Here is a 24,405-nt window from a genome sequence, read left to right as displayed (position 1 = left end):
TCATTTAATTATTGCATTAAAAATTTGAAACCGCCAATGTTTTTTAAGGCGATACCCGTACCACGTACAACTGCACGAAGAGGATCTTCTGCAACGTGAACCGGCAATTTCGTTTTAGCAGCTACACGTTTATCTAAACCACGAAGCAATGCACCACCACCTGTTAAATAAATACCTGTTTGGTAAATATCAGCAGAAAGCTCTGGTGGAGTAATCTCTAAAGCCTTAAGAATAGCCTCTTCGATTTTTGAAATTGATTTATCTAAGCAATGCGCAATCTCAGTATAAGATACGGTGATCTGTTTAGGAACCCCAGTCATCAAGTCTCTTCCCTGTACAGCAAAATCAGCTGGTGGATCCTGTAATTCAGGTAATGCAGCACCAACTTCAATTTTAATTTTTTCAGCAGTACGATCGCCAATCATAATGTTGTGCTGGCGACGGATGTAGTTTACAATATCAGAGTCAAAGTTATCTCCCGCCACGCGGATAGACTGATCGCACACAATACCTGATAAAGCGATTACCGCGATCTCAGTTGTACCACCACCTATGTCAATGATCATGTTGCCCATTGGTTCTTCCACGTCAATACCGATACCTACAGCAGCAGCCATAGGTTCATGGATCAGGTAAACCTCTTTGGCACCTGCAATTTCCGCTGAATCTCTTACTGCACGTTTTTCAACTTCGGTAATACCAGACGGGATACAAATTACCATTCTTAACGAAGGAAACATCCAGCCTTTACCGCCATTTAACATGCGGATCATACCTTTAATCATGGCTTCAGCTGCATTGAAATCAGCAATAACGCCATCTTTAAGGGGCCTTACTGTTCTGATGTTATCGTGGGTTTTACCCTCCATTTGCATGGCCTGCCTGCCAATTGCTATAATTTTATTTGTTTGTCTGTCAAAAGCAACAATTGAAGGTTCATCAACTACTACTTTGTCATTATGTATAATCAAGGTGTTTGCCGTACCTAAATCGATAGCAACCTCTTGTGTAAACCAATTAAATAGACCCATTTATAGGTGATAATTTAAGTATTAAAAATTCTGTGTACTATAGTAATGTAAAACTACGTCTTTTTATTGTATTGAGAGACAAATAAAGTTAGTGTTTGAAATGTCTGATACCAGTAGTAACCATCGCTATACCTTTTTCATTAGCCATATTTACAGAATCAGCATCTTTAATAGAGCCACCTGGCTGTAAAACTGCAGTAATTCCTGCTTCAGCAGCAATTTCTACACAATCAGGGAACGGAAAAAACGCATCTGAAGCCATTACAGAGCCTTTTAAGTCAAAACCGAAAGCCTCTGCCTTTACAATTGCTTGTTTTAATGCATCAACTCTTGAAGTCTGACCAACACCACTAGATAATAACTGATCGTTTTTAACAAATACGATGGTATTTGATTTTGTATGCTTTACAATTTTATTAGCAAAATGCAGATCAATTAATTCCTGGGAAGTAGGTGCTTTTTCTGTTACAGCGGTCATTTGATCCGGACCTTCAATAACTAAATCTTTATCCTGCTCAATTACTCCGTTTAACAAAGTTTTAAATTGTTTTTTGCTCAGTTCTACATCGTTTCTCTGTAAAATTACTCTATTCTTTTTAGCGCGGAAAAGCTCAACAGCTTCAGGCTGATAAGAAGGGGCAATTAATACTTCGAAAAACAATTTATTGATTTCAGTTGCTGTGGCAAGGTCAATTTCTCTATTGGCAATTAATACACCACCAAATGCAGAAACCGGATCACAAGCTAAAGCCACATTCCAGGCATCTAAAAGATTTGTTCTTGAAGCTACACCACAAGCGTTTGTATGTTTTAAAATTGCAAATGTAGGTGCTTCAAATTCGTCAATTAAAGCAACAGCAGCGTCAACGTCAACAAGGTTGTTGTAAGAAAGCTCTTTGCCATTTAATTTAGTGAACATTGCATCTAAATCGCCATAAAACACACCTTGTTGATGTGGGTTCTCGCCATATCTTAGGATTTGTGCTTTGCTGATACTTTGTTTAAATACGCTAAGCGGCTCTTCAGTATTGAAATAATTGAAGATAGCGGTATCGTAGTTAGAAGAAGTATGGAATGCTTTTTTTGCGTATGCCTTACGTTGGGCTAAAGTAGTTTCGCCATTCTGATTTTCCAGTTGCTCCTGTAAAGTTGAATAATCATCTTTAGAAGCTAGGATTACTACGTCATTAAAGTTTTTAGCTGCTGCTCTGATCAGTGAGATACCACCGATGTCTATTTTTTCAATAATTTCTTCTTCAGAACCACCAGATTTTAGTGTTTCCTCGAAAGGATATAAATCAACAATAACAAGATCTATTTCAGGAATCTCATACTGAGAAATTTGTTCCTGATCTGAACTTAAAGCTCTGCGGTTTAAAATACCACCAAAAACTTTAGGGTGTAAAGTTTTAACTCTTCCTCCTAAAATTGAAGGGTAGCCCGTAAGGTCTTCAACTGCGGTAACAGGTAAATTTAAATCTTTAATAAACTGTTCTGTACCTCCGGTAGAAAACAATTGAACACCTTGTTTTGCCAGTAGGCGAACTAAAGGCTCTAAACCATCTTTGTAATAAACTGAAATTAAAGCGTTTTTGATCTTTATCGATTGACTCATTAGAGAAAAATTTTGAGCCGCAAAATTAGTTTTTTTAACCGAGAAATTAGTATGCCAAAATAATAAAAATATACTATTTTTTTATCTTTTTAATAATCCCATCTATGATACGGGGATAATGCAGGTGTTCTAATTGCTGGCCTTTAAACTTAATCATTTCCAAATTATCGTCTTTGTCAATGCGATATTTTGCCTGATAAATATATTCTCCTTCGTCGTAATTTTCATCAACATAATGTACTGTTATTCCGCCTTCAGTTTCTTTGGCAGCCATCACCGCATTATGGACATGATCTCCATACATTCCTTTTCCGCCAAACTTAGGTAATATAGCAGGGTGTATGTTTACAATACGTCCAGGATATTCATTAATTAAATTTTTAGGGATTAGCCATAAAAATCCTGCTAATACAATCAGGTCAACATCCAGATTTTTTAGCAGATCAATAATATGATCGGTTTGATAAAATTCATGTCTGTCGAAAATATGAGAAGGGATTTCAAAATTATCCGCCCGCTGTAATACGTAGGCATCAGGGTTGTTTGTAAGCACCAATGCAATTTCTACTTCAGGGTTATTTTTAAAATGCTCCATTAGCTTTTGGGCGTTAGATCCTGACCCTGAGGCAAATATGGCTATACGTTTTTTCATGGGGCAATATAAATTGAGGCTATTTATTCTTTTTCAAAGGTAGTAATGTTATCATTATGTCCAAAAATAGCATTTTAAGCGTTTAATGAAAGCTTTTAATTCGGTTTTTTGATGGATAAATATAGCTGCTATTAGTGTGTGGTTCTGCATTAGAACGTTGTTTCTTCGACAATGGTTTGGCAGTGATTCACAAAAAAGGTACTTTTTCTGAACAATCTGTGCTCTAAATCCGATTTATCTAATATCCAACAGGTATTAATAGGGCATATTGTTGATACAAGTATTTATGTTGGAGAAGATTAAAAAAAATATTTATGTTCTGGTTTTGCATTTTAAAAACATTAGTTCTATATTTGCAGTCCGAAAAATAAGAAGAAATAAAAGAGCTGGTCTCAACATAAAATATTTTAATAACAAAAAATGGCAAATCATAAATCTTCATTAAAAAGAATTAGAGCAAACGCAACTAAACGTTTACGTAATAGATATCAAGCAAAAACAACTCGTACGTTTATTAAAAGACTGCGTGCTGCTGAAGATAAAAAAACAGGACTAGAATTACTTCCTAAAGTAGTTTCTATGTTAGATCGTTTAGCCAAAAAAAGCGTTATTCACAAAAATAAAGCAGCTAACAACAAATCTAAATTAACTAAGTTTGTTAATAGCTTAAAATAAACATAGCTTTACAATATTGTAAAAGGGATATGCATTGCATATCCCTTTTTTTATGTTCAAAAAAGCGTTCCAATGAAACCATATCAACCAAAACTGGGGATAAAATTATGGGCAGAGGCAGATAGGCCTCGCGAAAAGCTATTACTTAACGGCCGCAGGCATTTAACCGATGCCGAGCTTATAGCTATTTTAATTGGTTCTGGAAACAGAAATGAAAGTGCTGTTGACCTAAGTAGGCGAATACTTGCCGAATATGGAAATGATCTGGATGCACTAGGTAAAGTTTCTGTTAAAAGCCTCTCTAAATTTAAAGGTATTGGAGAAGCAAAAGCAATAGNTATRSTYRMSNGCRKTWKWAMWRRKMMKTWKKRGRWMKGMYACSGKRSCWRCMRASSCRSYNGCWWAKAKCRKMAKMRMRKSRTGCCTTTGAAATAATGATGCCGGTTTTTGCCGACTTAAATCATGAAGAGTTTTGGATCTTGATCTTAAATACTGCAAATAGGGTAATCGGAAAGCAGATTATTAGCAAAGGTGGGTTGGCAGGCACGGTGGCAGACCCAAAAATTATTTTTAAAACCGCACTTGAGCATAATGCAGCTTTTATTATTCTTGCTCATAATCATCCTTCAGGAAATCTGAAGCCCAGCACTCAGGATTTACAGCTTACAAAGAAACTGGTAGAGGGAGGGAAGATGCTTGATTTACAAGTATTGGACCACCTTATTCTTACGGATAAGGGATATTATAGCTTCGGGGATCAAGGGTTAATCTGATAAAACATGAATTTTCCCGCCCGCTTTGAGCTTTTTGGTGAGTTATATCATTGGCATTATATTTTTGAAACACTAGCCTTTCTTATTGGTATTAGGGTTTATTATTTTTTGAAGAAAAAGGTAATTGATCCTATTTCTGATGAAAACAGGTTGTGGATTATGCTGGGGGCAATGATTGGTGCACTTATTGGCTCCCGGGTCATTGCTGCGCTTGAAGATCCGGAATCAATAAAATATTTAAGTTTGCTGGTTTTCTTTAGTAATAAAACCATTGCAGGAGGTTTCCTTGGGGGCTTGTTTGGCGTAGAGCTTATTAAGAAAGTTATAGGTGTAAAGATTGCCTCTGGTGATCTGTACGTAATACCAATTATAATTGCATTGTTTATTGGACGCATAGGTTGCTTTTTAATGGGTATTGATGAGCCCACTTTTGGTGTTGAAACACATTTTTTTTCGGGGATGGATCTGGGTGATGGTTTAAAAAGACATCCGGTGGCACTTTATGAAATGATCTACATGGTGTTTCTATTCCTATTCTTTATTTCTTTGAAAAAGAGCCTGATCAATGGCGATCGCTTTAAATTGTTTATGGTTCTATATTTTTTATATCGATTTCTGGTAGAATTTATTAAACCGTATCATCCATTGTTTTTGGATTTAAGTGTGATCCATTGGATTTCATTGTTTATATTCATCTATTATTACAAATTTATTCTTCGCATCTCAAACAGCCTCCTCAAATGAAAATAAGAGATTATATCTACTACGATTATACAAAAAGCCTGTGTCCGGAATGTCTGGAGCTAATAGATGCAAAAATTGTTTTTCAGGATGAAAAGGTTTATATGCTAAAGCATTGTAAAAGCCATGGCGATAGTAAAGTTGTGATTGCCGACGATGTAGAGTATTATAAGCAGATCAGAAATTACAATAAACAGTCAGAGATGCCGCTGAAATTTAATACCAAAGTGCATTATGGTTGTCCGTATGATTGTGGTTTATGTACCGATCATGAACAGCATTCGTGTTTAACAATAATAGAAGTAACAGACCGATGTAATTTAAGTTGCCCAACCTGTTATGCCATGTCTTCTCCAAGTTATGGCAGGCACCGAACTCTTGAGGAAATCAATAAAATGATGGATACGGTAGTAGAGAATGAAGGGGAGCCTGATGTGGTTCAAATTTCCGGGGGCGAGCCAACTGTGCATCCCGACTTTTTTAAAATTCTTGATCTTGCAAAGAGTAAGCCCATTAAGCACTTAATGGTAAATACAAATGGGATTAGAATTGCAAAGGATATTAATTTTGTTGAAAAGCTGGCCTCATATATGCCTGATTTTGAAATTTATCTTCAGTTTGACAGTTTTAGCGCAGCCGTTTTAACAAAGTTAAGAGGGGAAGACCTTACAGAAGTAAGAAAAAAGGCGATAGATAATTTAAATAAGTTTAATGTTTCGACCACATTGGTGGTAACGTTACAAAAAGGTTTGAATGACCATGAAATTGGTGATATTCTAGATTACGCTTTAAAACAAAAATGCGTGCGTGGAGTAACATTTCAGCCAACCCAGGTAGCAGGTAGAAATGACAACTATAACGATCAGCAGGGAAGGATAACGCTTACAGAGGYWSRKRGARARWTWKRMGAGCNKTAYSYSTTGTYTNNSCCANAGGRTMWRMWWSSGGTACNTNGYWMKYMTRWTKYWCTWYGWAYSKCTNTAWGCGTTAAAAATTGGGGATGAGGTAATACCCATGACACATTTAATTAATCCAGAAGATTTGCTGAATAATTCAAAAAACACCATCGTTTTTGAACATGATGAGAAACTGAAGGAGCATCTGCTGAATCTATTTAGTACAGGAATATCTGTTGATTGTGCAGAGGGAGAGTTTGGAGAGCTTATGTGTTGTCTGCCAAGGGTAAAATCAGATCATTTGAATTATAATAACCTGTTTCGCATCATTATAATGAACTTTATGGATCCCTTGGATTTTGATGTGAGGGCAGTAAAAAAATCATGTGTTCATATTGTGAGTGATAAAATGAAGATCATCCCATTTGAAACAATGAATATTTTTTACAGAGATAATAAAATCGATGTTATCAGAGAAAAGTTAAACGAACGTTTTAAATTAATGCAGTAATTATGATTGCACTTCTTTTGTTGTATTGGGCGGCTGTTGCCATCATATTCATAGTTGGTATTATCATGATGATTGTTGCAACAGCAAATAACAAACCTGTAAAGCCAGGCCTCAGACTGGTTATTCTATCGGTTATCTTGTTGGTAATAGGGGCAGGAGCATGTGCCATTATGTTATCAGGATTGGGAGGTATGCATTAATGGCATTTCTCTTTTAGCATTCCCCTTTAAAATATTATCTTTGCGTTTTCCCAGTATTTCATACTAGATACCAGATAATGAAGATATCATACAATTGGCTTAAACAATTCATACAAACTGATAAAACACCTCAGGAACTTTCTCTTATATTAACAAATATTGGACTGGAAGTAGAAAGCTTAGAAACCGTACAGCCTGTTGCTGGTGGTTTAGCTGGATTGGTTATAGGTCATGTGTTAACTTGCGTACAACATCCTAATGCAGACCGTCTTCGTGTTACAACCGTTGATGTTGGCGGACCAGATATTTTACAAATTGTTTGTGGTGCTCCAAACGTAGCTCAGGGCCAAAAGGTTGTGGTTGCAACTGTTGGTACTACCGTTTACCCAAATGAAGGGGAGCCTTTTAAAATCAACAAATCAAAAATAAGAGGAGAAGTATCCGAAGGGATGATCTGTGCAGAAGATGAGATTGGTTTGGGCGTTTCTCATGACGGAATACTTGTTTTGCCAGCTGATACTGCAATTGGTATTTCTGCTAAAGAATATTTTAAACTGGAAGACGATTATCTTTTTGAAATAGGTTTAACACCTAACAGGGCAGATGCTGCTTCACACTTAGGTGTGGCAAGAGATTTAGCTGCTTATTTGCGTACACATATTCAGATGCCTGATGTTTCTGGCTTTAAAACGAATAATGAAAACCTTAAAATTGAAGTTAAGGTTGAAGATACGAGTGCTTGTCCGCGTTATAGCAGTGTTACCATAAGTGGAGTTACTGTCAAAGCTTCTCCGGACTGGCTTCAGAATAAATTAAAAGTAATCGGCATCAGACCCATCAATAATATTGTAGATATAACCAATTATGTTTTACATGATCTGGGTTTACCGCTTCATGCTTTTGATGCTGATCAGGTAAAAGGTGCTAAAGTTTTTGTTAAGAAATGTGCTGAGGGAACACCTTTTGTGACGCTCGATGGAGTTGAGCGTAAGCTTTCTGCAGAAGATTTGATGATCTGTAATGCGGAAGAACCTATGTGTATTGCAGGTGTTTTTGGCGGCAAAACCTCGGGAATAACTGAAGCCACTAAAAATGTATTCCTAGAGAGTGCTTATTTCGACTCTGTTTCTGTGCGTAAAACATCTAAACGCCATGGTTTAAAAACAGATGCTTCGTTCAGGTATGAGCGTGGTGCTGATCCAGAAATAACAACTTTTGCTTTAAAACGTACAGCGCTATTAATTCAGGAATTGGCAGGTGGTGAAATCGCTTCGTCGGTTTCAGATGTTTACGCTAATCCTATAAAGCCTTTTGATGTTGAAGTTAGCTATCAGAACATCAATAAATTAATTGGAGCTAATATTCCCGATGCAGAAATTAAAAGTATAATTACAGCATTAGGGATTGAAGTAGCCAAAGAAACAACCGAAGGCTTGGAACTTAAAGTGCCAAGCTTTAAAGTTGATGTAACCCGCGAATGCGATGTTACTGAAGAGGTTTTAAGGATTTATGGCTATAATAATATTGAGATTCCTAGTAAAATAAATGCATCACTATCTTATGGCGCTAAGCCAGACAAAGAGCAAACACAGCATGTGATTGCTGATATGTTAACTGCTAACGGCTTTTTAGAGATCTGGTGTAATTCATTAACAAAGGGAGCTTATTCAAAAGTGCCTGAAGAAGCAGTGCAGATCTTAAATCCATTAAGTTCAGATTTAAATGTAATGCGCCAGGAATTGCTGTTGCCTGCCCTTGAGAGTGTTGCTTATAATTTAAACAGGAAAACTGCTGACATTAAATTTTATGAATTTGGTAAAACCTACCATTTGATAAATGAGAAATATGTAGAGCGCCCAAGCTTATTAATTGTGTTATCAGGTTCTAATCAATCTGAGCAATGGAACCATAAAGCCTCTCCGGTAAGTTTTTATAACCTAAAAGCCGCCGTTGATGCAGTTATTGGCCGGCTTGGCATAACAAACTATCAAACTGAAGAAGTTAAAAACGAAAGCTTTGCTTTTGGTTTAAAATACTTTAGAGGTGATAAAGCAATTGTAACTTTTGGAGCTGCAACAGCTGCTGATAAAAAGAAAGCTGATATTGATAAAGATGTTTATTATGCAGATTTTGATTGGGCACAGCTTTTAGATATTATAAAGAAAAATAAAATTATAAATAAAGAAGTTCCTAAGTATCCGTCAGTAAGAAGAGACCTATCTATGCTGGTAGATACCAATGTGACTTTTGATGATTTAAAGACCATAGCATTCAAAACAGAGCGGAAACTGATTAAAAACGTACAGGTGTTTGATGTGTACGTTGGAGATAAATTACCTGAAGGAAAGAAATCATACGCACTTAATTTTACCCTTCAGGATGAAGAGCAAACATTAACTGATAAGCAGATTGATTCCGTTATGCAAAAGATTATATCTAACTTAGCGCAAACAGCGAAAGCAGAAATCAGAAAATAGATTAATATTTTCTGAAAAAATAATATTTTTAAATAAAAAACAACTTTAGTAGAATGTCTTCTGTAGCAGATCAGTTAAATTCAGTATTGCAAAAAACAACTCGTTTAATAGAGCTTTGTAATGCTTTGCAGGAAGAAAATGACTTATTAAAGCTTGAGAACCAGTCAGTAAAAGTTGCCCTTGATACATCAAAAAACAAGAACACTGAGCTTGAGGAAAAGCTTAGAGTTTTGAAGCTTGCGAAAAGTATTGAAGGAACAAGTGAAAAGACACTTGATATAAAGCAAAAAATTAACGATTTTGTGCGTGAAATAGATAAGTGTGTTGTATTACTTAAAAAATAAGGAATACTTGAAAAAGTGAAACAAAGCTAAAAAATGGGAGAAATCTCTATAAAAATAACTATTTCCGATCGTATCTACCCCTTAAAGGTTAATACAGAAGAGGAAGAAATTGTAAGGCGAGCAGCCAAGATTATTAACGAGCGCATAAAAGATTATCAGGAAAATTATGCAGTTCGCGATAAACAGGATTTGCTTTCTATGGCAGTACTGCACTATGCAACGGCAGTATTGAGAGTAGAAAACAAAGTCCAGGATCAGGATACTGCTGTGACCGAGAAGGTGGAAGAATTGGATAGTTTATTAAATGATTTTTTTTCGAAATAGGATCGTTCTTTATATTAGTTAAGATAACAAAGATATTAGCCGCAGCTAGGTTTTTGAGTTTCATTATTTTTAAAACTTAACACTTCAATATTTATAGGATTAAGAAGGTGTATTTCATTTGCATTTATGTACCTGAAAATGACTTAAATCCTAATTATAATTAGTTGAGGTTTTTAAAACTTTGGGACTCAATAAAGTTAGTTGCGGTTTTTTTTTAAAATGAATTTTTAACAGTGATGCAGCGTGTATGAGCTGATTTATATAGAAAAATAGAATGGAAATATTAGGATACGTACTTGCCGGATTAGTAATCGGCATTTTAATAGGCAGATATCTGCTGCGTAGCCTGCTTAAGAAGCAGGAAATTGCAGTTCAGAGCAAGGTAAAGAAGATACTTAAGGATGCGGAAAGTAACGCTGAGATCTTAAAGAAGGATAGGTTGCTAGAGGCAAAAGAGAAATTCCTGCAAATGAAATCTGAACACGAGCAAGAAGTAAATTCCAAAAATAACCAGATCAATCAACGAGAGAATACATTAAAACAAAAAGAGCAGTCTTTAAACCAGAAGCTTGAAAATGCTACCCGCAAAGATCAGGAACTTGACAATCATAAAAAGAACCTGGAAAAGCAAACTGAAATTGCATTAAAGAAACAGGAAGAAGTTGAATTGCTGAAAAATCAACACGTTAAGCAATTAGAGACTATTGCTGGTTTAAGCGCTGATGAAGCAAAAAGTCAGTTGGTTGAAACAATGAAACAGGAGGCACGCACACAAGCGATGATCCAGGTTAAGGATATTGTTGACGAAGCTAAGCTTACTGCAACAAAAGAAGCAAAGAAAGTTGTTATACAAACCATACAGCGTACAGCAGTTGAGGCGGCTATAGAGAATACAGTTTCCGTTTTTCATATCGAGAGTGACGAGATCAAGGGACGTGTTATTGGACGAGAAGGTCGTAACATACGTGCTTTGGAAGCGGCAACAGGTATTGAGATTATTGTAGATGATACACCAGAAGCAATTATCTTATCAGGATTTGATCCGGTAAGAAGAGAGATAGCGCGTTTGGCTTTACACCGTTTGGTAACTGATGGTAGAATTCATCCGGCCCGTATTGAAGAGGTTGTTGCTAAAACCAAGAAGCAGATTGAGGATGAAATTGTAGAGATAGGAGAACGTACTGTAATTGATTTGGGTATCCACGGGTTACATCCTGAATTGATCAGAATGGTTGGTCGTATGCGTTACCGTTCATCTTACGGACAAAATTTATTACATCACTCACGTGAGGTTGCTAACTTCTGTGCTACTATGGCGGCAGAACTTGGTTTAAATGCAAAAATGGCAAAACGTGCAGGTCTGTTGCATGATATAGGTAAGGTGCCAGATGATAATCCAGAATTACCTCACGCTATTTTAGGTATGCAACTGGCTGAGAAGTATAAGGAACATCCTGAAATTTGTAATGCTATTGGAGCTCACCATGATGAGATAGAAATGACTTCAATGATATCTCCTATTGTACAGGCTTGTGATGCCATATCAGGTGCACGTCCGGGTGCTAGACGTGAGGTAGTTGAAAGCTATATTAAACGATTAAAAGAGTTAGAAGAGCTTGCGCTTTCTTATCCGGGTGTAGAGAAAACATTTGCGATACAGGCAGGTAGAGAGCTTAGAGTTGTAGTTGAAAGTGAAAGGGTAACTGATCAGCAAGCGGAACTATTGGCAGCTGATATTTCGAACCGCATTCAAACAGAAATGACTTATCCAGGTCAGATTAAAGTAACTGTAATAAGAGAGACCAGATCGGTTTCTTTTGCGAAATAGCATAAGTGAACCTGCAATTATTACTGCAGGCTATTAATATTTTATAAAAGCGACGGTTTATTCTGTCGCTTTTTTTATTTTTACTCAGTAAACTTATAACGATATGAAAACGGAGCAAAGAAGTGAGGTAGATGTCCTTTTTGATAAATATGCGGAAAGTCATCAAAACCCTTCAAATGAAATTATTCACTGGATTTGTGTTCCTCTAATTGTGTTTAGTTTATTAGGTTTGGTTTGGGCCATTCCTTTTCCGCATATCGGATTTTTGGGAAGGTACAATGGATACCTGAACTGGGCTTCGTTCTTAATCGCCTTTTCTGTTTATTACTATTTAAAGCTTTCTCCTGTATTGTCGTACCTGATGCTGTTGCTCATTTTTGGAATGAGTATGATCATTGTTCAGCTAGAGAAATGGGAGACCAGTGGTGGACCAGCATTGTGGCTAGTGTGTTTGGTGATTTTTGTAATTGCATGGATAGGGCAGTTTATAGGACATAAGATCGAAGGAAAGAAGCCTTCGTTTTTAGATGATGTTAAGTTTCTATTAATCGGACCGATTTGGTTATTGCACTTTATTTGCAAAAAAGTAGGGCTAAGATACTGAGCCTAATGCTACTTAACATAGGGTTAACACTCTGGTAAACGAATGGTAATTTACACCTAACATATACCTAACATTGTGGTAATAGCTTTGCTGGAAATTAATATACGGCAAATTGAAATCACAACTAAATCTTAAAAAGGCAATAATTACGGCCTTATTTGTAATTATCGGCACAGCAGTATTTGCACAAACGGGCAAAATTTCAGGAAAGGTATCTGATAAGAAAACCGGTGAAACACTTATTGGTGTTACGGTTAAGATAAAAAATACCCCCAAAGGTATGGCTACAGATGTTGATGGTAAATATTCATTAACAGGATTGGCTACTGGAAAATACACTTTAATATTTCAATATGTTGGTTACAATGGAAAAGAGATCAGTGATGTTGAAGTAACCTCTGGAAAAAATACAATATTCGATATAATCCTTGATGAAGCAGGCGGTCAAAACCTGAATGAAGTAGTTATTCAGGGGAGTTTTAAAAAGGAAAGTGTAAATGCACTTTATGCTCAGCAAAAGAATAGCGCGGTAATCTCTGATGGTATTTCATCAGAATTAATTAAACGCTCTCCAGATAAAAATACTTCGGATGTTCTAAAAAGGGTAAGTGGAGCTACAATTCAGGATAATAAATTTGTTGTTATCCGTGGTTTAAGTGATAGGTATAACACTGCAATGCTTGATGGAGCTTCATTGCCAAGTACTGAACCAAATAGAAAGGCTTTTTCGTTTGATATTGTGCCTTCGAACTTGGTAGATAATCTAATTATTAGTAAAACAGCCACACCAGATCTTCCAGGAGATTTTACCGGTGGAGCTGTTCAGATTACTACTAAAGATATACCTGATCAGAATTATATTACATTAAGTGGTGGGGTTGGCTATAATACAGCATCGACTTTTAAAGACTTCTTTAGTGGCCCTCGAAATGCAACCGATTATTTTGGTTTTGATGATGGTAAAAGAAAGCTACAATCAAGTTTTCCTTCTACAAATAGACTAGCAGCAGGCCTTACTTATGAGCAAAATATCAAAGCGATAAGAACGCTTCCTCAAGACTGGTCGATCTATAACATGACCGCATTGCCAACTCAAAACTATCAGTTTACTTTAGGTCGGGTTAAGGATTTAAAGGATAATAGGAAATTCGGAGCTATAGTTTCATTAACTTATCGTAATGCGCAAAGCATAACCAGAGATGCTGTACGTGATTTTTATGAGTATAATTATTTGGATAATTCTTATAAATTCTCTACAAACGTAGGTGCCCTTGCTAATTTTGCATACACTTATGGTAAGAGTAAAATTACCTTCAAAAATATTTATAATAGAATATTTGACGACCAATATACTAGTAGAACTGGAACCAATGGAAGTTCTGGAACAGATAACAAATTTTTTGCTTTTGACCTAATTCAGAAATCTTTATTCAAATCAACACTAGAAGGTAATCATCAGCTAGGGGCAAGAAATGCAAAGATTAATTGGTCAGTCGGCTTCAGTAACGTATTAAATGATCAACCAGATCAACGTAAGATCAATTATTCTAAAAATATTTCTGATCTGGATAAACCTGAAATTGCTTACACAGCTAACGTTTTAAATATTGGTAAAGAAAACACAAGATTGTTCTCTACCCTAAAAGAGAATGGATACACTGGTTCAGTAAATTATTCTTTACCCGTTAATTTATTTAAAGAGACATCGACACTTAAAGTTGGACTAGCTTCATCTTACCGTGATCGTAATTTTGATGTTCGCTTCCTTGGGTTACAGTTAGGGTTCAATAACGAAAATGTTGAGGCCATAAGAGCAAGACCACTAAAAACATTATTTGGCAAGGATTTAATTGAGAGTGGTGCTTATACGCTAAGTGAAATTCCAAACTCTGGAGATATCTATACAGCTAATTCGCTTACGAATGCAGGCTATGCTATGTTAGATAATAAATTTGGCGAGAAGGCAAGATTAGTTTGGGGAGTAAGAACGGAGATGTTCAATGTAAACTTAAAAACACTTGACCCAAGTAATAAACCAGTTAAACAGGATTATTTTGACGTTTTACCTTCATTGAATTTTACTTATAGCCTAACGGAAAAAATAAATTTAAGGGCATCATATTACCGTACATTGGCACGTCCTGAATTTAGAGAACTTGCCCCATTTCAATATTATGATTATGAACAACTTGCCTTTCAGCAAGGAAATCCAAATCTGAAGCGTGCTCAGGTTAATAATGCAGATATTCGTTTTGAACTATATCCTTCGGCAGGTCAGATTATTTCTGTATCCGCATTTTATAAGCAATTTAATAATGCCATTGAATCTCTAAATGAGGATTACAATTCTACAAGAACAATTACTTATTTCAATTCTGATAAGGCGGATGTTTATGGGTTAGAGTTTGAAGTTAGAAAGTCTCTTGATTTTATAGCAGAGAATGAATTTATGAAAAATACTACTGCCTATGCCAATTTAGCTTTGATTAAATCTAAAGTAACAAATCCGGAAAATACAGGGGTAGTTTATTTAGAAAAAAGTCGCCAAATGGTAGGACAGGCTCCTTATACTATAAATGCTGGCTTGCAACATGCTTTTCTTAATAATAAAATGAACTTCAATATTTTGTATAACAAGGTAGGCCGTAGAATTATAGCAGCTGGGGGTTCTAGATTCCCTAGCATCTGGGAAGCACCAAGAAATGTTTTAGATCTACAATTAGGAATGAAGGTATTTAAAAATAAGGGTGAATTTAAAATCAATGCCGGAGATATCCTAAACAACAATAATATTTTATACTACGATAATAACATGAACAAGAAGTATGAAATGAATGGAGAGGATGAAACAATCAATAGATATAAATTGGGTAGCAATTACTCCTTGTCTTTCTCTTACACGCTTTAATGTTAAATCATTGTTAATTGACTTTAATAATGCTTAATGTTTATTTAAACATATAGTAATATACAGGTAAATCACGCTTAATATCTTTGAAACAACAAATTAAAAATAAAGAAATGAAAAAACAGTTATTAATATCAGCTTTAAGTGTGCTTGTTTTTTTTGCAAGCTGCTCAAAGAATGATTCAGATGAAGGAATCATAAATCCTCCAACTACAGAAGGAGTTGTTACCGTAACAGGAGATGTTGCTACAAGCACTACATGGACTGCTGATAAAATATATCTTTTAAAAGGCAATGTTTATGTAACTGGAAATGCAACTCTTACTATTCAGCCAGGGACAATCATTAAAGGTGATAAAGCTTCTAAAGGTTCATTAGTTATTACACGTGGTTCTAAAATCGAGGCTGTAGGTACAGTTGACAAGCCGATTGTATTTACTTCAAATCAACCTGCTGGTGGTCGTGCTCAAGGTGATTGGGGTGGATTAGTTTTATTAGGAAAAGCAAAAAACAATATCGGTACAGGTGTTAAAATAGAAGGTATTGCTGATGCTACTGATAAGGCACTACACGGAGGTACTGATGATGCTGATAATTCAGGAACTCTGAAATATATTCGTATTGAATATGCTGGTATTGCCTTAGGTCCTGACAATGAAATCAACGGTCTTACTTTTGGAAGCGTTGGTTCAGGTACTACTATTGATTATGTTCAGATTTATCGTTCAGGAGATGATGCTTTTGAATGGTTCGGTGGAACAGTAAATGCAAAACACTTACTTTCAGTTGGAACATGGGATGATGATTTTGATACTGATAATGGCTATTCTGGAAAGGTTCAATTTGCTTTAGCACAACGTGTGGCTACAATTGCTGACTTCTCTGGCTCAAATGGTTTTGAATCTGATAATGATGGAAATGGATCAAATAATGTTCCTCAAACATCTGCTATTTTTTCTAACGTAACTATATTAGGTCCTGTTGACGTAGCTGGTGCTGGAAATATAAATGCTAACTATCAACATGCTGCTCAAATTCGTCGTAACTCGTCAATAAGCATCTTTAATTCAGTATTAGCTGGATATACAGAGGGTGTTTATTATGATGATACAAAGGTTACTACAGCTGGTGCTACTTATGCTACCTTTGTCGCAGGTAAATCTGTATTTGCTAATAATCTAGTATTAGGAAGTAATAGTAAATCAAATCAAATTAAAGGTGCTGCTGGTATATTGGCTGCATTAACTACTTCTTTGACTTCAAATAATACTTTTACTCCTGATGCTTATGCTTCATCAGTTATTACTGATCCTTACAAGTTTTCACCTGATTTAGTTGCTGCAGCTAAACAAGGTACTCCTAACTTTACTGTAGTTGCAGGTTCTGCCGCTGCTAACGGAGCTTTGTACACAAATGTAAAAGTTGCTGATGCTTTTTTCGAGAAAGTTGCTTATAGAGGTGCTTTCGGTACAACTGATTGGACTGCTGGCTGGGCTAATTATAATCCTCAGGTATTGCCTTATACAACTCCTGGGGCAGTAAAATAAGATCACTCGTTTATGAAATTTGAATCAACTTTGTAATTGATCAAGCAATCGATTCGCTAAAACAAAAAGGAGGATATCATCGATATCCTCCTTTTTGTTTTTTTTGATAAGTAATTTCGATGTATGATAATATTTTCTTAACGCTTGAGTAATACTAGCAGAGGATCTTCAAGGCAAAAAATAAACTATGAAAAAAAAAATTATTCCAAAAAATAGCTTAATTAAGCTATCGGCATTACTGCTAGTATTTTCATTGATAATCTCTGCTTGTACAAAAGAAGAAACAGTTAAAAATGATAAGGAGCACACTAAATCGATAAAAACGGATACTGTTGTAAGAAATGAGAAACTAGTTAAGTTTTTGTCAATATCCTTGGGGGTTGGAAAAGACGAGATTATTTACAATAAGATTAATGACGAATTTTTAATCAGAGATCAAAAATATAGTAGAGAATCAATAGAAGCAATTTATGCTGATGCAAATGTATACCAATCAAAATATGGTGAATAGGATGAAAGATTTCATAATAAATAAAAAGATCTATTTGGTGTTATTGTTGATACTCGCCAATTTTCTAGTAGCTAAGGCTGATGTTCAACTGTCGGGCTTTAAGGTTTTACCAGCTTACTTAGTTTCTGGTAAGTTGAATGTTGCAAATCCGAATGTAGTTACTCCATTCAAGTTCCAAGTGTCTTTAAGCAGACAATTGTTGTCTACTGGAGGCAATGAAGATGGTTCATGTACAATTACACTTATGTATGCGGTTTGTAATAGCTGTACTGATCCCTCATATCAAGAAATATCTACACCCAGAGCAGTTATTGAGGCTGATTATAAGGACAATTTTGGTCATCCTTCTGGTTTTTCAAATTTGACATTAGATGCAAAATTGCCAGCTAACATTACAAAAGGTGTATTGATAATAAAATTTACATATTATAATAGCGATCAGCAAAAGATGTTAACAGAATACATGTCAAATAATTCTATAGGGGTATATTATAATGAACCTCCTGTTCTTGTTGCTGATCTTGTTTCATATCCTTCTCCTAATCAATTTGAAATAGGAGTTAAGCTTCCAAATGAAGATTTAGAATTCAAATGGAATAATTCAAAACTAACTTCAAGCTTAGTAAATATTGCTCTTTATGATGCTTCCTCTAATTTAATTGTTGAGAAGACTAATGTTCCTAATAATGGCAGTATTATTTTTGATTTTTCCGCAGTTCAAATCGATAATACTAACAATAATAATCGATTTACTCTTAATATTTTTTCGGCTTTAATGGCAGGGTATGGATATAATTCCAAGTATTATATAAGAATAAAAGAAGTTTTTGGGACTAAGTACGGAAAAAGCGGTTTGTTTTGCTTTGTTAATGATCATCCTATGCTTTGGCAATCAGATCTTCCTAATGCATTCCCTAATGCTTTCTGGATTTTTAGACCTGATAGTTCCGGTTCTGGATATGGTGAACTTGTCGTTGATTGGCTTGTTAATAGAATTAATGCATCTAATGTATCGATAGATTTATATGATGATCAAGGTAATTTTTTCAAACGACTAGCTAACTCAGTTCCTAATAATGGTCATTTTATAAGACCGCCTGATAATACTATTCCGAGAGGGAATCCATATTTCTATCAGTTTAAAATAACTTCCGTTGAGAACCCCTCTAGTTTTGGTTATTCGGAAGTATTTCACCATTGGTTTGATTAATTTATCTTGAAATATAAGTGGTAAATGTGTTTGAAGAAGCTCAGGCACTGAAGGTCCTTTCGCACTGCAAAAGGACCTTTTTATTTAACATAAACTTAACACCACTTCTGTAGCGGTAATAAGTGGCTGAACGTATAGTTGTAAACAATAAGATTATGAGAAAAATAACTATTCAACTGTTGATCGTAATGACAACCATTTTGATCGGTGTTTCCTGCTCTAAAGACAAAGGAAAAATTATTAAGGAAGAAATAGATGAAAAAAATCTAACCCCTTGTCCCAAAAATGCAAATTGCCAATATCTATTTACTGAAAATGCAGATTTAAACGAAGCTGGTTCAGGATTAATAACTGGCCCTTATCGATTATTTTGGGCAGATATACAGACCCCAGGTATTAGGACAACGCTCTACATAAAAGCGCCAATGGAAGGTAAATCTTTTTCATTTAACAAGCAGGCTATTTTAGATGGAAAAGTAAAGTTAACCAGGAGTTGTGCAGCTTGCCTGATGACACCGTTTAGGCTAATAGAAGATGGATATGTTAAAGGAATTAATTTAAGACCCGATAAACAAGCAGACCAAACAAGGTGGTTATTAGAGGCAGAGATTATTTTGGAAGCAATCGGACAGCCAGCAAAGAGGGATACCTTGCATGTAAAACAGTATTTTGATCCAAATTTTGTTTTTAATTAAACTTTAATGCTTAGGTTCATAAGCGTAAACAATCTGGTAAGGGATTTTTTTTAGTTTGGCAGACATTTTCCCAATACCAAGATCCTCTTTCTGTGGTGTTGGTTCACAAATAGAATAGGTCTTGCCTTTATAAACTATAGGGTCGCCGCCTACAGGTGTGTCAAACTGAACTGCCATAGTGATATGGGTAGGGTACAGCAGAGCAATCATCGGTACGTTATAGATCTCCTTTACCAGATAAAAAAACAAAGCTGCCCTGTCGTCGCAATCGCTATATTTAGAGAAGAGTGTCTCTTCTGGAGAGAGCCGCTTCTCTTTTCCAAAGTTTTCTTCATCATTTTCATATAAGAATGCATATCTGGTAAAACGCATCAGATAATCGATTCCTTTTTTTTGTTTCATTCCACTCACATTTTTTTTAAGGAGGGGAATTAAGGAGCCATAAGTTTCTTTGCTAAGGGGGATATTAAAATACGATTCAAAGTCAACCACCGGGTAGTTGGCAAAAATAGTTTCTACATCAGGATTTAGCTTAATGTTGAAATGATAGGTTTTATGTTTATAGCTGAACTGAATCTGTTTTTCATAATAGTCTTCAGGCTTAAAATCGGGCATTCTGGTTACTTTGTAAGAAAAGGCTTCGTTAGCTTCAGGGATGCTGATCATATCGTGAGGAGGTACCTTATTTAAATCTGCATATGCATAATCATGATGGTTTAAGCACATGTATTTTTTGTTTTTGAACATGACGAAAGGTATATCAGAAATATCCTCATCATTAAAAACATAGAATATGATCCGGTTATCTGCAATGGTAAGTCTGGCGTCGTATCCCGATTTACCTAAAAGAAACCATTTGTAAAAAGTATAGCGCTCATAGTTGTCTTTTTTAGGGCTAATCTGCTGAGCTGTTTTTCTGATTAGTTGATAATAAAGCCAATCGTTTAGCTGGTATTTCGTTTTGTAGGTAGTAAGCGTTTTTATTATAGATGAGTACTTACCTGCGTTTACTTTATTATAGCTCGATTTAATGTACTGTTCTGAGAGTTCTGTTGGAGCATTTACAATTATAGATGAATCGACTTCAAGGTTGAAGGTGTCATTATAAAACTCAAAACTAATATTGTAGCTATTATTCTGACTGTACGCAAGTTGCGTAGCCAGTAGTAAAATTAGTGTACCGAATATTTTTAGCAAACGGCCCATGACTCTGTAGATTAATTAATATTATGGTAACATTAAATATACACAGAATTAACAGTATTTGCATATTAAGTTTTCGGCGTTAAAAAATTATATAGTAATCAATAGTTAACAAGCACTTAACATCACGCCAGTACTTTTGTGGCATAAATATTTGGTTAGTATTTATATACGTTTAGGTTTAGTTGATACAAAAAGCCCCGATGGATGTCAGGGCTTTTGTTATTAAAAATTCTTACCAATCTTCTCTAGCATTTCAGGTGGGATATTTTGCATATCCACTACTAAAAAGCCATCAAGACAATCAGAAAATTTAGGATCAATATTGAAACAAATGATTTTGGCATTAAGATTCATATACTGTCTAAGTAATACAGGTATCTTAATGTGAGAGTTCTCAATGTCAGATATTAAGCTGTCAAGGTCTTTTAAGGAATCACTGCTTTCAATTAACAGATCCTTATCAATCGCAGAAAGATCTGCTTTAAATTTATTTTTAGGCTTTACATAATGCGCCAGCTCATAATCGAAGTGGTTCTTTGTAATATAGTCTACAATTAAGGACTTGGAGAACTTTGAGAAATTATTGCTGATACTTACCGGGCCAAACATGTAGCGATAGTGAGGATTATCCAGCAGGTATTTTAAAATACCTTTCCACAACAAGAAAAGAGGAAGTGGTTTCTGCTGATATTCTTTTCGGATCCACGATCTGCCTAATTCAATTCCACGTCTTAAGATCGGATAAAAAGGCTCTTTGATTTTGAAGAGTTCTGATAGATAGAACCCACGTCTGCCCATGGTATTTAAAATCTCATCTCCCTTACCGATACGATAAGCACCTACGATATTTTGCAGGTCTTTATCCCAGATGAAAAGATGGTTATAATAAATATCGTAGTTGTCGAGATCAATCTTTTTATTTGTTCCTTCACCAACTTCTCTAAAAGTTATTTCCCTTAAACGGCCAATTTCCCTTAAANATMKKWRGARTGGCTACTGTAGGAGCAATATATACTTCGTAGTTCTTTTCTTGCCATACCCTGAAGTTTTCGAGCTGATCAACTTCTTCTACAATTTTATTCCTATCCGTTTCAACAATAACTTCTTCTGGCTTTTTCTTTATTTTAAACAGATTGATTGGGTTGAACAATTTCTTTTCTTGTTCTAAACCGGTTCCAAGGGCATAGGTACGTGCCCTAAGAAAATCAAGTAGTTTATTGGTGTTATTTCTGTAAGAAACATCTTCTATATTAATAGGCTTACCAATTCTTACTTTTATTTTTAAACCTTGTTTGTTTAAAAATTCTGAAGGTAATTTAGCTGTTCTTAACGTAGGATGGATAAAGCTAAGGATATTGAATAAAACCCCGTTGTTGCCATGGAAATAGATTGGTACTACAGGTAATTTAGCCCTGGCAATTAATTTACCTACTACCGGGTGCCATATCCTATCTGTAATTTCCTGCTTATCTAAACTAAAGGTTGAAACCTCACCTGCTGGAAATATTCCTATTGGTGTGCCGCTTTGAAGAAGATCGAAAGTAGCTTTTAGACCACTGATACTTGAGGTGTGCTGAACATTCTCAAAAGGATTTACTGCTACAAAGAACTCACTTAGATTAGGGATCTTTTTAAGTATAAAGTTAACCATCACCTTTGCCTCGGGCCTTACAGTACACAGTAATTTTACAAGGGCAAGGCCTTCAACACCACCGTAAGGATGGTTAGCTATTGCAATAAAACCTCCGGTTTTGGGAATGTTTTTAAGGTCGTCTTCGTCAAAGTCGATACTGACGCCTATGGTTTCTAAAATCTTATCGACAAATTCTAAACCACTAAAGTGCTCATTCTGCGAAAAAACTTTGTTGATGTCATTAAGTTTCATCATCTCCATGAGTAAAGCAGCAAGTCCGGGTACGCCCAGTTTATCTATTTTAGTAGCTTTTGCAAACTCTTGGGTAGTTATGATCTTCATTTAAATTCCAGTTTGTGAAACATTATCCAACCTCAAAAGTAAGATTTATATTTTTAATCGTTGGCGACATACTAAAATATAATACTATTGCTATTGTGGTTGGTATTTGTAATATTCTGCTATAGATTAGGCAATGAGAAAATGGTTGAATGCTTATTTTAATTTTAGTAAACAGGAATTTAATGGCCTTTTAGTTTTAATAGTGCTTTTCGTGTTAATTAGTACTGTTCCCTGCCCGTAAAGATTTGTGAAAACCGAACCGGATAATTTTGTAGCTGAACAATTAGCCATCAAAAGGTTAATACTACCGGTTAAAAAGTCTGCCATTTTTAATAATGTGAAATTAAAGTGCAATGCTAAAAAGAGAATCATTATTCGTTGTTCGTGTTTGATCCGAATACCATAAGCGTTGATGATTGGCAAAGGTTGGGCTTGTCTTTTAAACAATCTGCAGCTATTTTGAAGTATTTAGAGAAAGGAGGGAAGTTTAAAAAAACTGAAGATTTAAAGAAGATGTATACGATTACTGAGAAAATGTAAGAAAGGTTATCTCCCTATGTAAGAATTGAAGATAAGTATGCCGGAAACATAAAAGTGCCGGAGAAAAATTTTAAGAGTAATGCTAAAAGCCCAGTTTCCCGGGAGCATAAAATAATTGAATTAAAGGGGGCTGATAGTGCGGCGCTTATTGAGGTAGAAGTAATTGGGTGGGCTTTTGCTAGGAGGATAATAAAATACAGGGAACGGATTGGAGGCTTTTACAAAAAGGAGCAGTTGCTTGAAGTATTTGGACTGGATTCAGTAAAATATGACGAGATCAGAAATCAGGTTTCTGCGGATGATCAAGATTAAAAAGGATTAATGTTAACGCTGCAAGGTTGGAGGATTTTAAAGGACATCCATCTATAAGGTATAAACAGGTAAATGCTATTATTGAGTATAGAAAACAACACGGAAATTATAGTAATATTGCTGACTTAAATAAGGTTGCTATTTTAGATCCGGAAACGGTGGGACGCTTGGTACCTTACCTTACTTTTTAGTCATGATAGAATCCAGAATAAAACAAACTGTACGCGATGTACATGATTTTCCAAAGCCGGGGATCATTTTTAAAGATATCACTCCGATTCTAAAGGACCCGGGCTTATGCATTGATATTACCGCCGCCTTGGCTATGCAACTTTCGAATGTGGCGATTGACGTGGTTGCAGGTATAGAGAGCAGGGGCTTTTTGTTTGGTCCATCGTTGGCTCAGGTGTTAAATGTACCTTTTATTCCAATTAGAAAGGCAGGTAAGTTGCCTTACAAAACTGTGCAGGAATCATATGATCTAGAATATGGCAGCGCAACGATAGAATGTCATCAGGACGCATTGCTTAAGGGGCAAAGGGTTTTAATTCATGACGATTTACTGGCTACAGGAGGCACAGTTGTAGCCGCATCTAAACTTGTTATGCAGATGGAAGCAACAGTAGTAGCTTATTCTTTTATTATATCGTTAGATTTTTTAAATGGTAGGGAGCGATTAACCCCATATGGAAATGAGGTTTTTTCTTTAGCCTCTTACTAGTTTTCTTAAACGATTAAATTGCTGGCTTGATATAAGCACAAGATTAACAGAGAAATTGCAATCAATTTTAAAATTAGAATAGAAAAGCGAGGAGTAAGACTAGGCATAA

Annotated in this window: 23 protein-coding genes and 3 pseudogenes; 20 read left to right on the top strand and 6 right to left on the bottom strand. The window is 35.5% G+C overall.

The window, feature by feature from the left end:
- Positions 1-8: 8 nt before the first annotated feature.
- The 3 genes from N824_RS22200 to purN all read right to left on the bottom strand — a co-directional run bounded on the left by N824_RS22200 (position 9) and on the right by purN (position 3,298).
- The gene (locus N824_RS22200) at positions 9-1,031 is read right to left on the bottom strand and encodes a rod shape-determining protein (RefSeq protein WP_048907325.1); all 1,023 of its coding nucleotides are present in this window, start codon (positions 1,029-1,031) and stop codon (positions 9-11) included.
- 88 nt (positions 1,032-1,119) lie between these two features.
- On the bottom strand, positions 1,120-2,646 hold the full coding sequence (gene purH / locus N824_RS22195; RefSeq protein ID WP_048907324.1) for a bifunctional phosphoribosylaminoimidazolecarboxamide formyltransferase/IMP cyclohydrolase: 1,527 nt from the start codon (positions 2,644-2,646) through the stop codon (positions 1,120-1,122).
- A gap of 73 nt (positions 2,647-2,719) precedes the next feature.
- Positions 2,720-3,298, bottom strand: coding sequence for a phosphoribosylglycinamide formyltransferase (purN, locus tag N824_RS22190; RefSeq protein WP_048907323.1), 579 nt, complete (start codon positions 3,296-3,298; stop codon positions 2,720-2,722).
- A 420-nt stretch (positions 3,299-3,718) separates the two neighbouring features.
- Between purN and rpsT the strand changes: the two genes are divergently transcribed.
- The 16 genes and pseudogenes from rpsT to N824_RS22110 all read left to right on the top strand — a co-directional run bounded on the left by rpsT (position 3,719) and on the right by N824_RS22110 (position 19,542).
- Positions 3,719-3,973, top strand: a complete 255-nt coding sequence (gene rpsT, locus N824_RS22180; RefSeq protein WP_048907321.1) for a 30S ribosomal protein S20 — start codon at positions 3,719-3,721, stop codon at positions 3,971-3,973.
- Between the two features lie 72 nt (positions 3,974-4,045).
- A pseudogene (radC, locus tag N824_RS38900) lies at positions 4,046-4,746 on the top strand (DNA repair protein RadC).
- Positions 4,747-4,752: 6 nt separating this feature from the next.
- The gene (locus N824_RS22170; RefSeq protein ID WP_048907320.1) at positions 4,753-5,490 is read left to right on the top strand and encodes a prolipoprotein diacylglyceryl transferase; all 738 of its coding nucleotides are present in this window, start codon (positions 4,753-4,755) and stop codon (positions 5,488-5,490) included.
- Positions 5,487-6,491, top strand: a pseudogene (locus N824_RS22165) (radical SAM protein). Before N824_RS22170 ends, N824_RS22165 begins: the two are co-directional and overlap by 4 nt.
- 10 nt (positions 6,492-6,501) lie before the next feature.
- On the top strand, positions 6,502-6,894 hold the full coding sequence (locus N824_RS34775; RefSeq protein ID WP_235207240.1) for a hypothetical protein: 393 nt from the start codon (positions 6,502-6,504) through the stop codon (positions 6,892-6,894).
- A gap of 2 nt (positions 6,895-6,896) precedes the next feature.
- On the top strand, positions 6,897-7,094 hold the full coding sequence (locus N824_RS22160) for a hypothetical protein (protein WP_048907319.1): 198 nt from the start codon (positions 6,897-6,899) through the stop codon (positions 7,092-7,094).
- Between the two features lie 77 nt (positions 7,095-7,171).
- Positions 7,172-9,571 (top strand): phenylalanine--tRNA ligase subunit beta, encoded by a 2,400-nt coding sequence (pheT, locus tag N824_RS22155; RefSeq protein ID WP_048907318.1) that lies wholly within the window; start codon positions 7,172-7,174, stop codon positions 9,569-9,571.
- Positions 9,572-9,624: 53 nt separating this feature from the next.
- Positions 9,625-9,915, top strand: a complete 291-nt coding sequence (locus tag N824_RS22150; protein ID WP_048907317.1) for a hypothetical protein — start codon at positions 9,625-9,627, stop codon at positions 9,913-9,915.
- A 33-nt stretch (positions 9,916-9,948) separates the two neighbouring features.
- A complete protein-coding gene (locus N824_RS22145; RefSeq protein WP_048907316.1) occupies positions 9,949-10,239 on the top strand; it encodes a cell division protein ZapA in 291 nt (96 codons plus the stop codon).
- 274 nt (positions 10,240-10,513) lie between these two features.
- Positions 10,514-12,067: a ribonuclease Y gene (gene rny, locus N824_RS22140; protein ID WP_048907315.1), complete on the top strand. Its 1,554-nt coding sequence runs from the start codon at positions 10,514-10,516 to the stop codon at positions 12,065-12,067.
- A 103-nt stretch (positions 12,068-12,170) separates the two neighbouring features.
- Positions 12,171-12,671: a DUF962 domain-containing protein gene (locus N824_RS22135; RefSeq protein WP_048907314.1), complete on the top strand. Its 501-nt coding sequence runs from the start codon at positions 12,171-12,173 to the stop codon at positions 12,669-12,671.
- A gap of 112 nt (positions 12,672-12,783) precedes the next feature.
- Complete coding sequence (locus N824_RS22130; protein WP_084498422.1) at positions 12,784-15,579, top strand: TonB-dependent receptor; 2,796 nt, start codon at positions 12,784-12,786, stop codon at positions 15,577-15,579.
- Between the two features lie 86 nt (positions 15,580-15,665).
- The gene (locus N824_RS22125) at positions 15,666-17,126 is read left to right on the top strand and encodes a hypothetical protein (protein ID WP_235207239.1); all 1,461 of its coding nucleotides are present in this window, start codon (positions 15,666-15,668) and stop codon (positions 17,124-17,126) included.
- Between the two features lie 187 nt (positions 17,127-17,313).
- Positions 17,314-17,637 carry a hypothetical protein gene (locus N824_RS22120; protein ID WP_048907312.1) on the top strand — a complete coding sequence of 108 codons (324 nt, stop codon included), beginning with the start codon at positions 17,314-17,316 and terminating at the stop codon, positions 17,635-17,637.
- Between the two features lies 1 nt (position 17,638).
- Positions 17,639-18,847 (top strand): hypothetical protein, encoded by a 1,209-nt coding sequence (locus N824_RS22115; RefSeq protein WP_152542443.1) that lies wholly within the window; start codon positions 17,639-17,641, stop codon positions 18,845-18,847.
- Between the two features lie 155 nt (positions 18,848-19,002).
- Positions 19,003-19,542, top strand: coding sequence for a hypothetical protein (locus N824_RS22110; RefSeq protein ID WP_152542442.1), 540 nt, complete (start codon positions 19,003-19,005; stop codon positions 19,540-19,542).
- Between the two features lie 3 nt (positions 19,543-19,545).
- Here N824_RS22110 and N824_RS22105 read toward each other — a convergent pair whose 3' ends face one another.
- The 3 genes and pseudogenes from N824_RS22105 to N824_RS34765 all read right to left on the bottom strand — a co-directional run bounded on the left by N824_RS22105 (position 19,546) and on the right by N824_RS34765 (position 22,723).
- Positions 19,546-20,748, bottom strand: coding sequence for a hypothetical protein (locus tag N824_RS22105; RefSeq protein ID WP_048907309.1), 1,203 nt, complete (start codon positions 20,746-20,748; stop codon positions 19,546-19,548).
- Positions 20,749-20,970: 222 nt separating this feature from the next.
- Positions 20,971-21,660, bottom strand: a complete 690-nt coding sequence (locus tag N824_RS34770) for a GNAT family N-acetyltransferase (RefSeq protein ID WP_235207267.1) — start codon at positions 21,658-21,660, stop codon at positions 20,971-20,973.
- 28 nt (positions 21,661-21,688) lie between these two features.
- Positions 21,689-22,723 (bottom strand): annotated as a pseudogene (locus tag N824_RS34765) (lysophospholipid acyltransferase family protein).
- A 384-nt stretch (positions 22,724-23,107) separates the two neighbouring features.
- Here N824_RS34765 and N824_RS38895 point away from each other — a divergent pair.
- Genes N824_RS38895 through N824_RS22090 form a run of 4 tightly spaced genes read left to right on the top strand, consistent with a single transcriptional unit; the run spans position 23,108 to position 24,296 of the window.
- Complete coding sequence (locus N824_RS38895) at positions 23,108-23,263, top strand: helix-hairpin-helix domain-containing protein (RefSeq protein ID WP_161662352.1); 156 nt, start codon at positions 23,108-23,110, stop codon at positions 23,261-23,263.
- Between the two features lie 54 nt (positions 23,264-23,317).
- Positions 23,318-23,575, top strand: a complete 258-nt coding sequence (locus N824_RS22095; protein ID WP_048907308.1) for a helix-hairpin-helix domain-containing protein — start codon at positions 23,318-23,320, stop codon at positions 23,573-23,575.
- 26 nt (positions 23,576-23,601) lie between these two features.
- Positions 23,602-23,766, top strand: coding sequence for a helix-hairpin-helix domain-containing protein (locus tag N824_RS38890; RefSeq protein WP_161662351.1), 165 nt, complete (start codon positions 23,602-23,604; stop codon positions 23,764-23,766).
- Between the two features lie 2 nt (positions 23,767-23,768).
- The gene (locus tag N824_RS22090; protein ID WP_048907307.1) at positions 23,769-24,296 is read left to right on the top strand and encodes an adenine phosphoribosyltransferase; all 528 of its coding nucleotides are present in this window, start codon (positions 23,769-23,771) and stop codon (positions 24,294-24,296) included.
- Positions 24,297-24,405: the final 109 nt, after the last annotated feature.

Origin of the sequence: Pedobacter sp. V48 (assembly GCF_000523515.1) — a bacterium.
GTDB lineage: Bacteria > Bacteroidota > Bacteroidia > Sphingobacteriales > Sphingobacteriaceae > Pedobacter.
The sequence above is the reverse complement of the archived record's forward strand: the minus strand, read 5'-3'. Positions and strand labels throughout refer to the sequence as shown.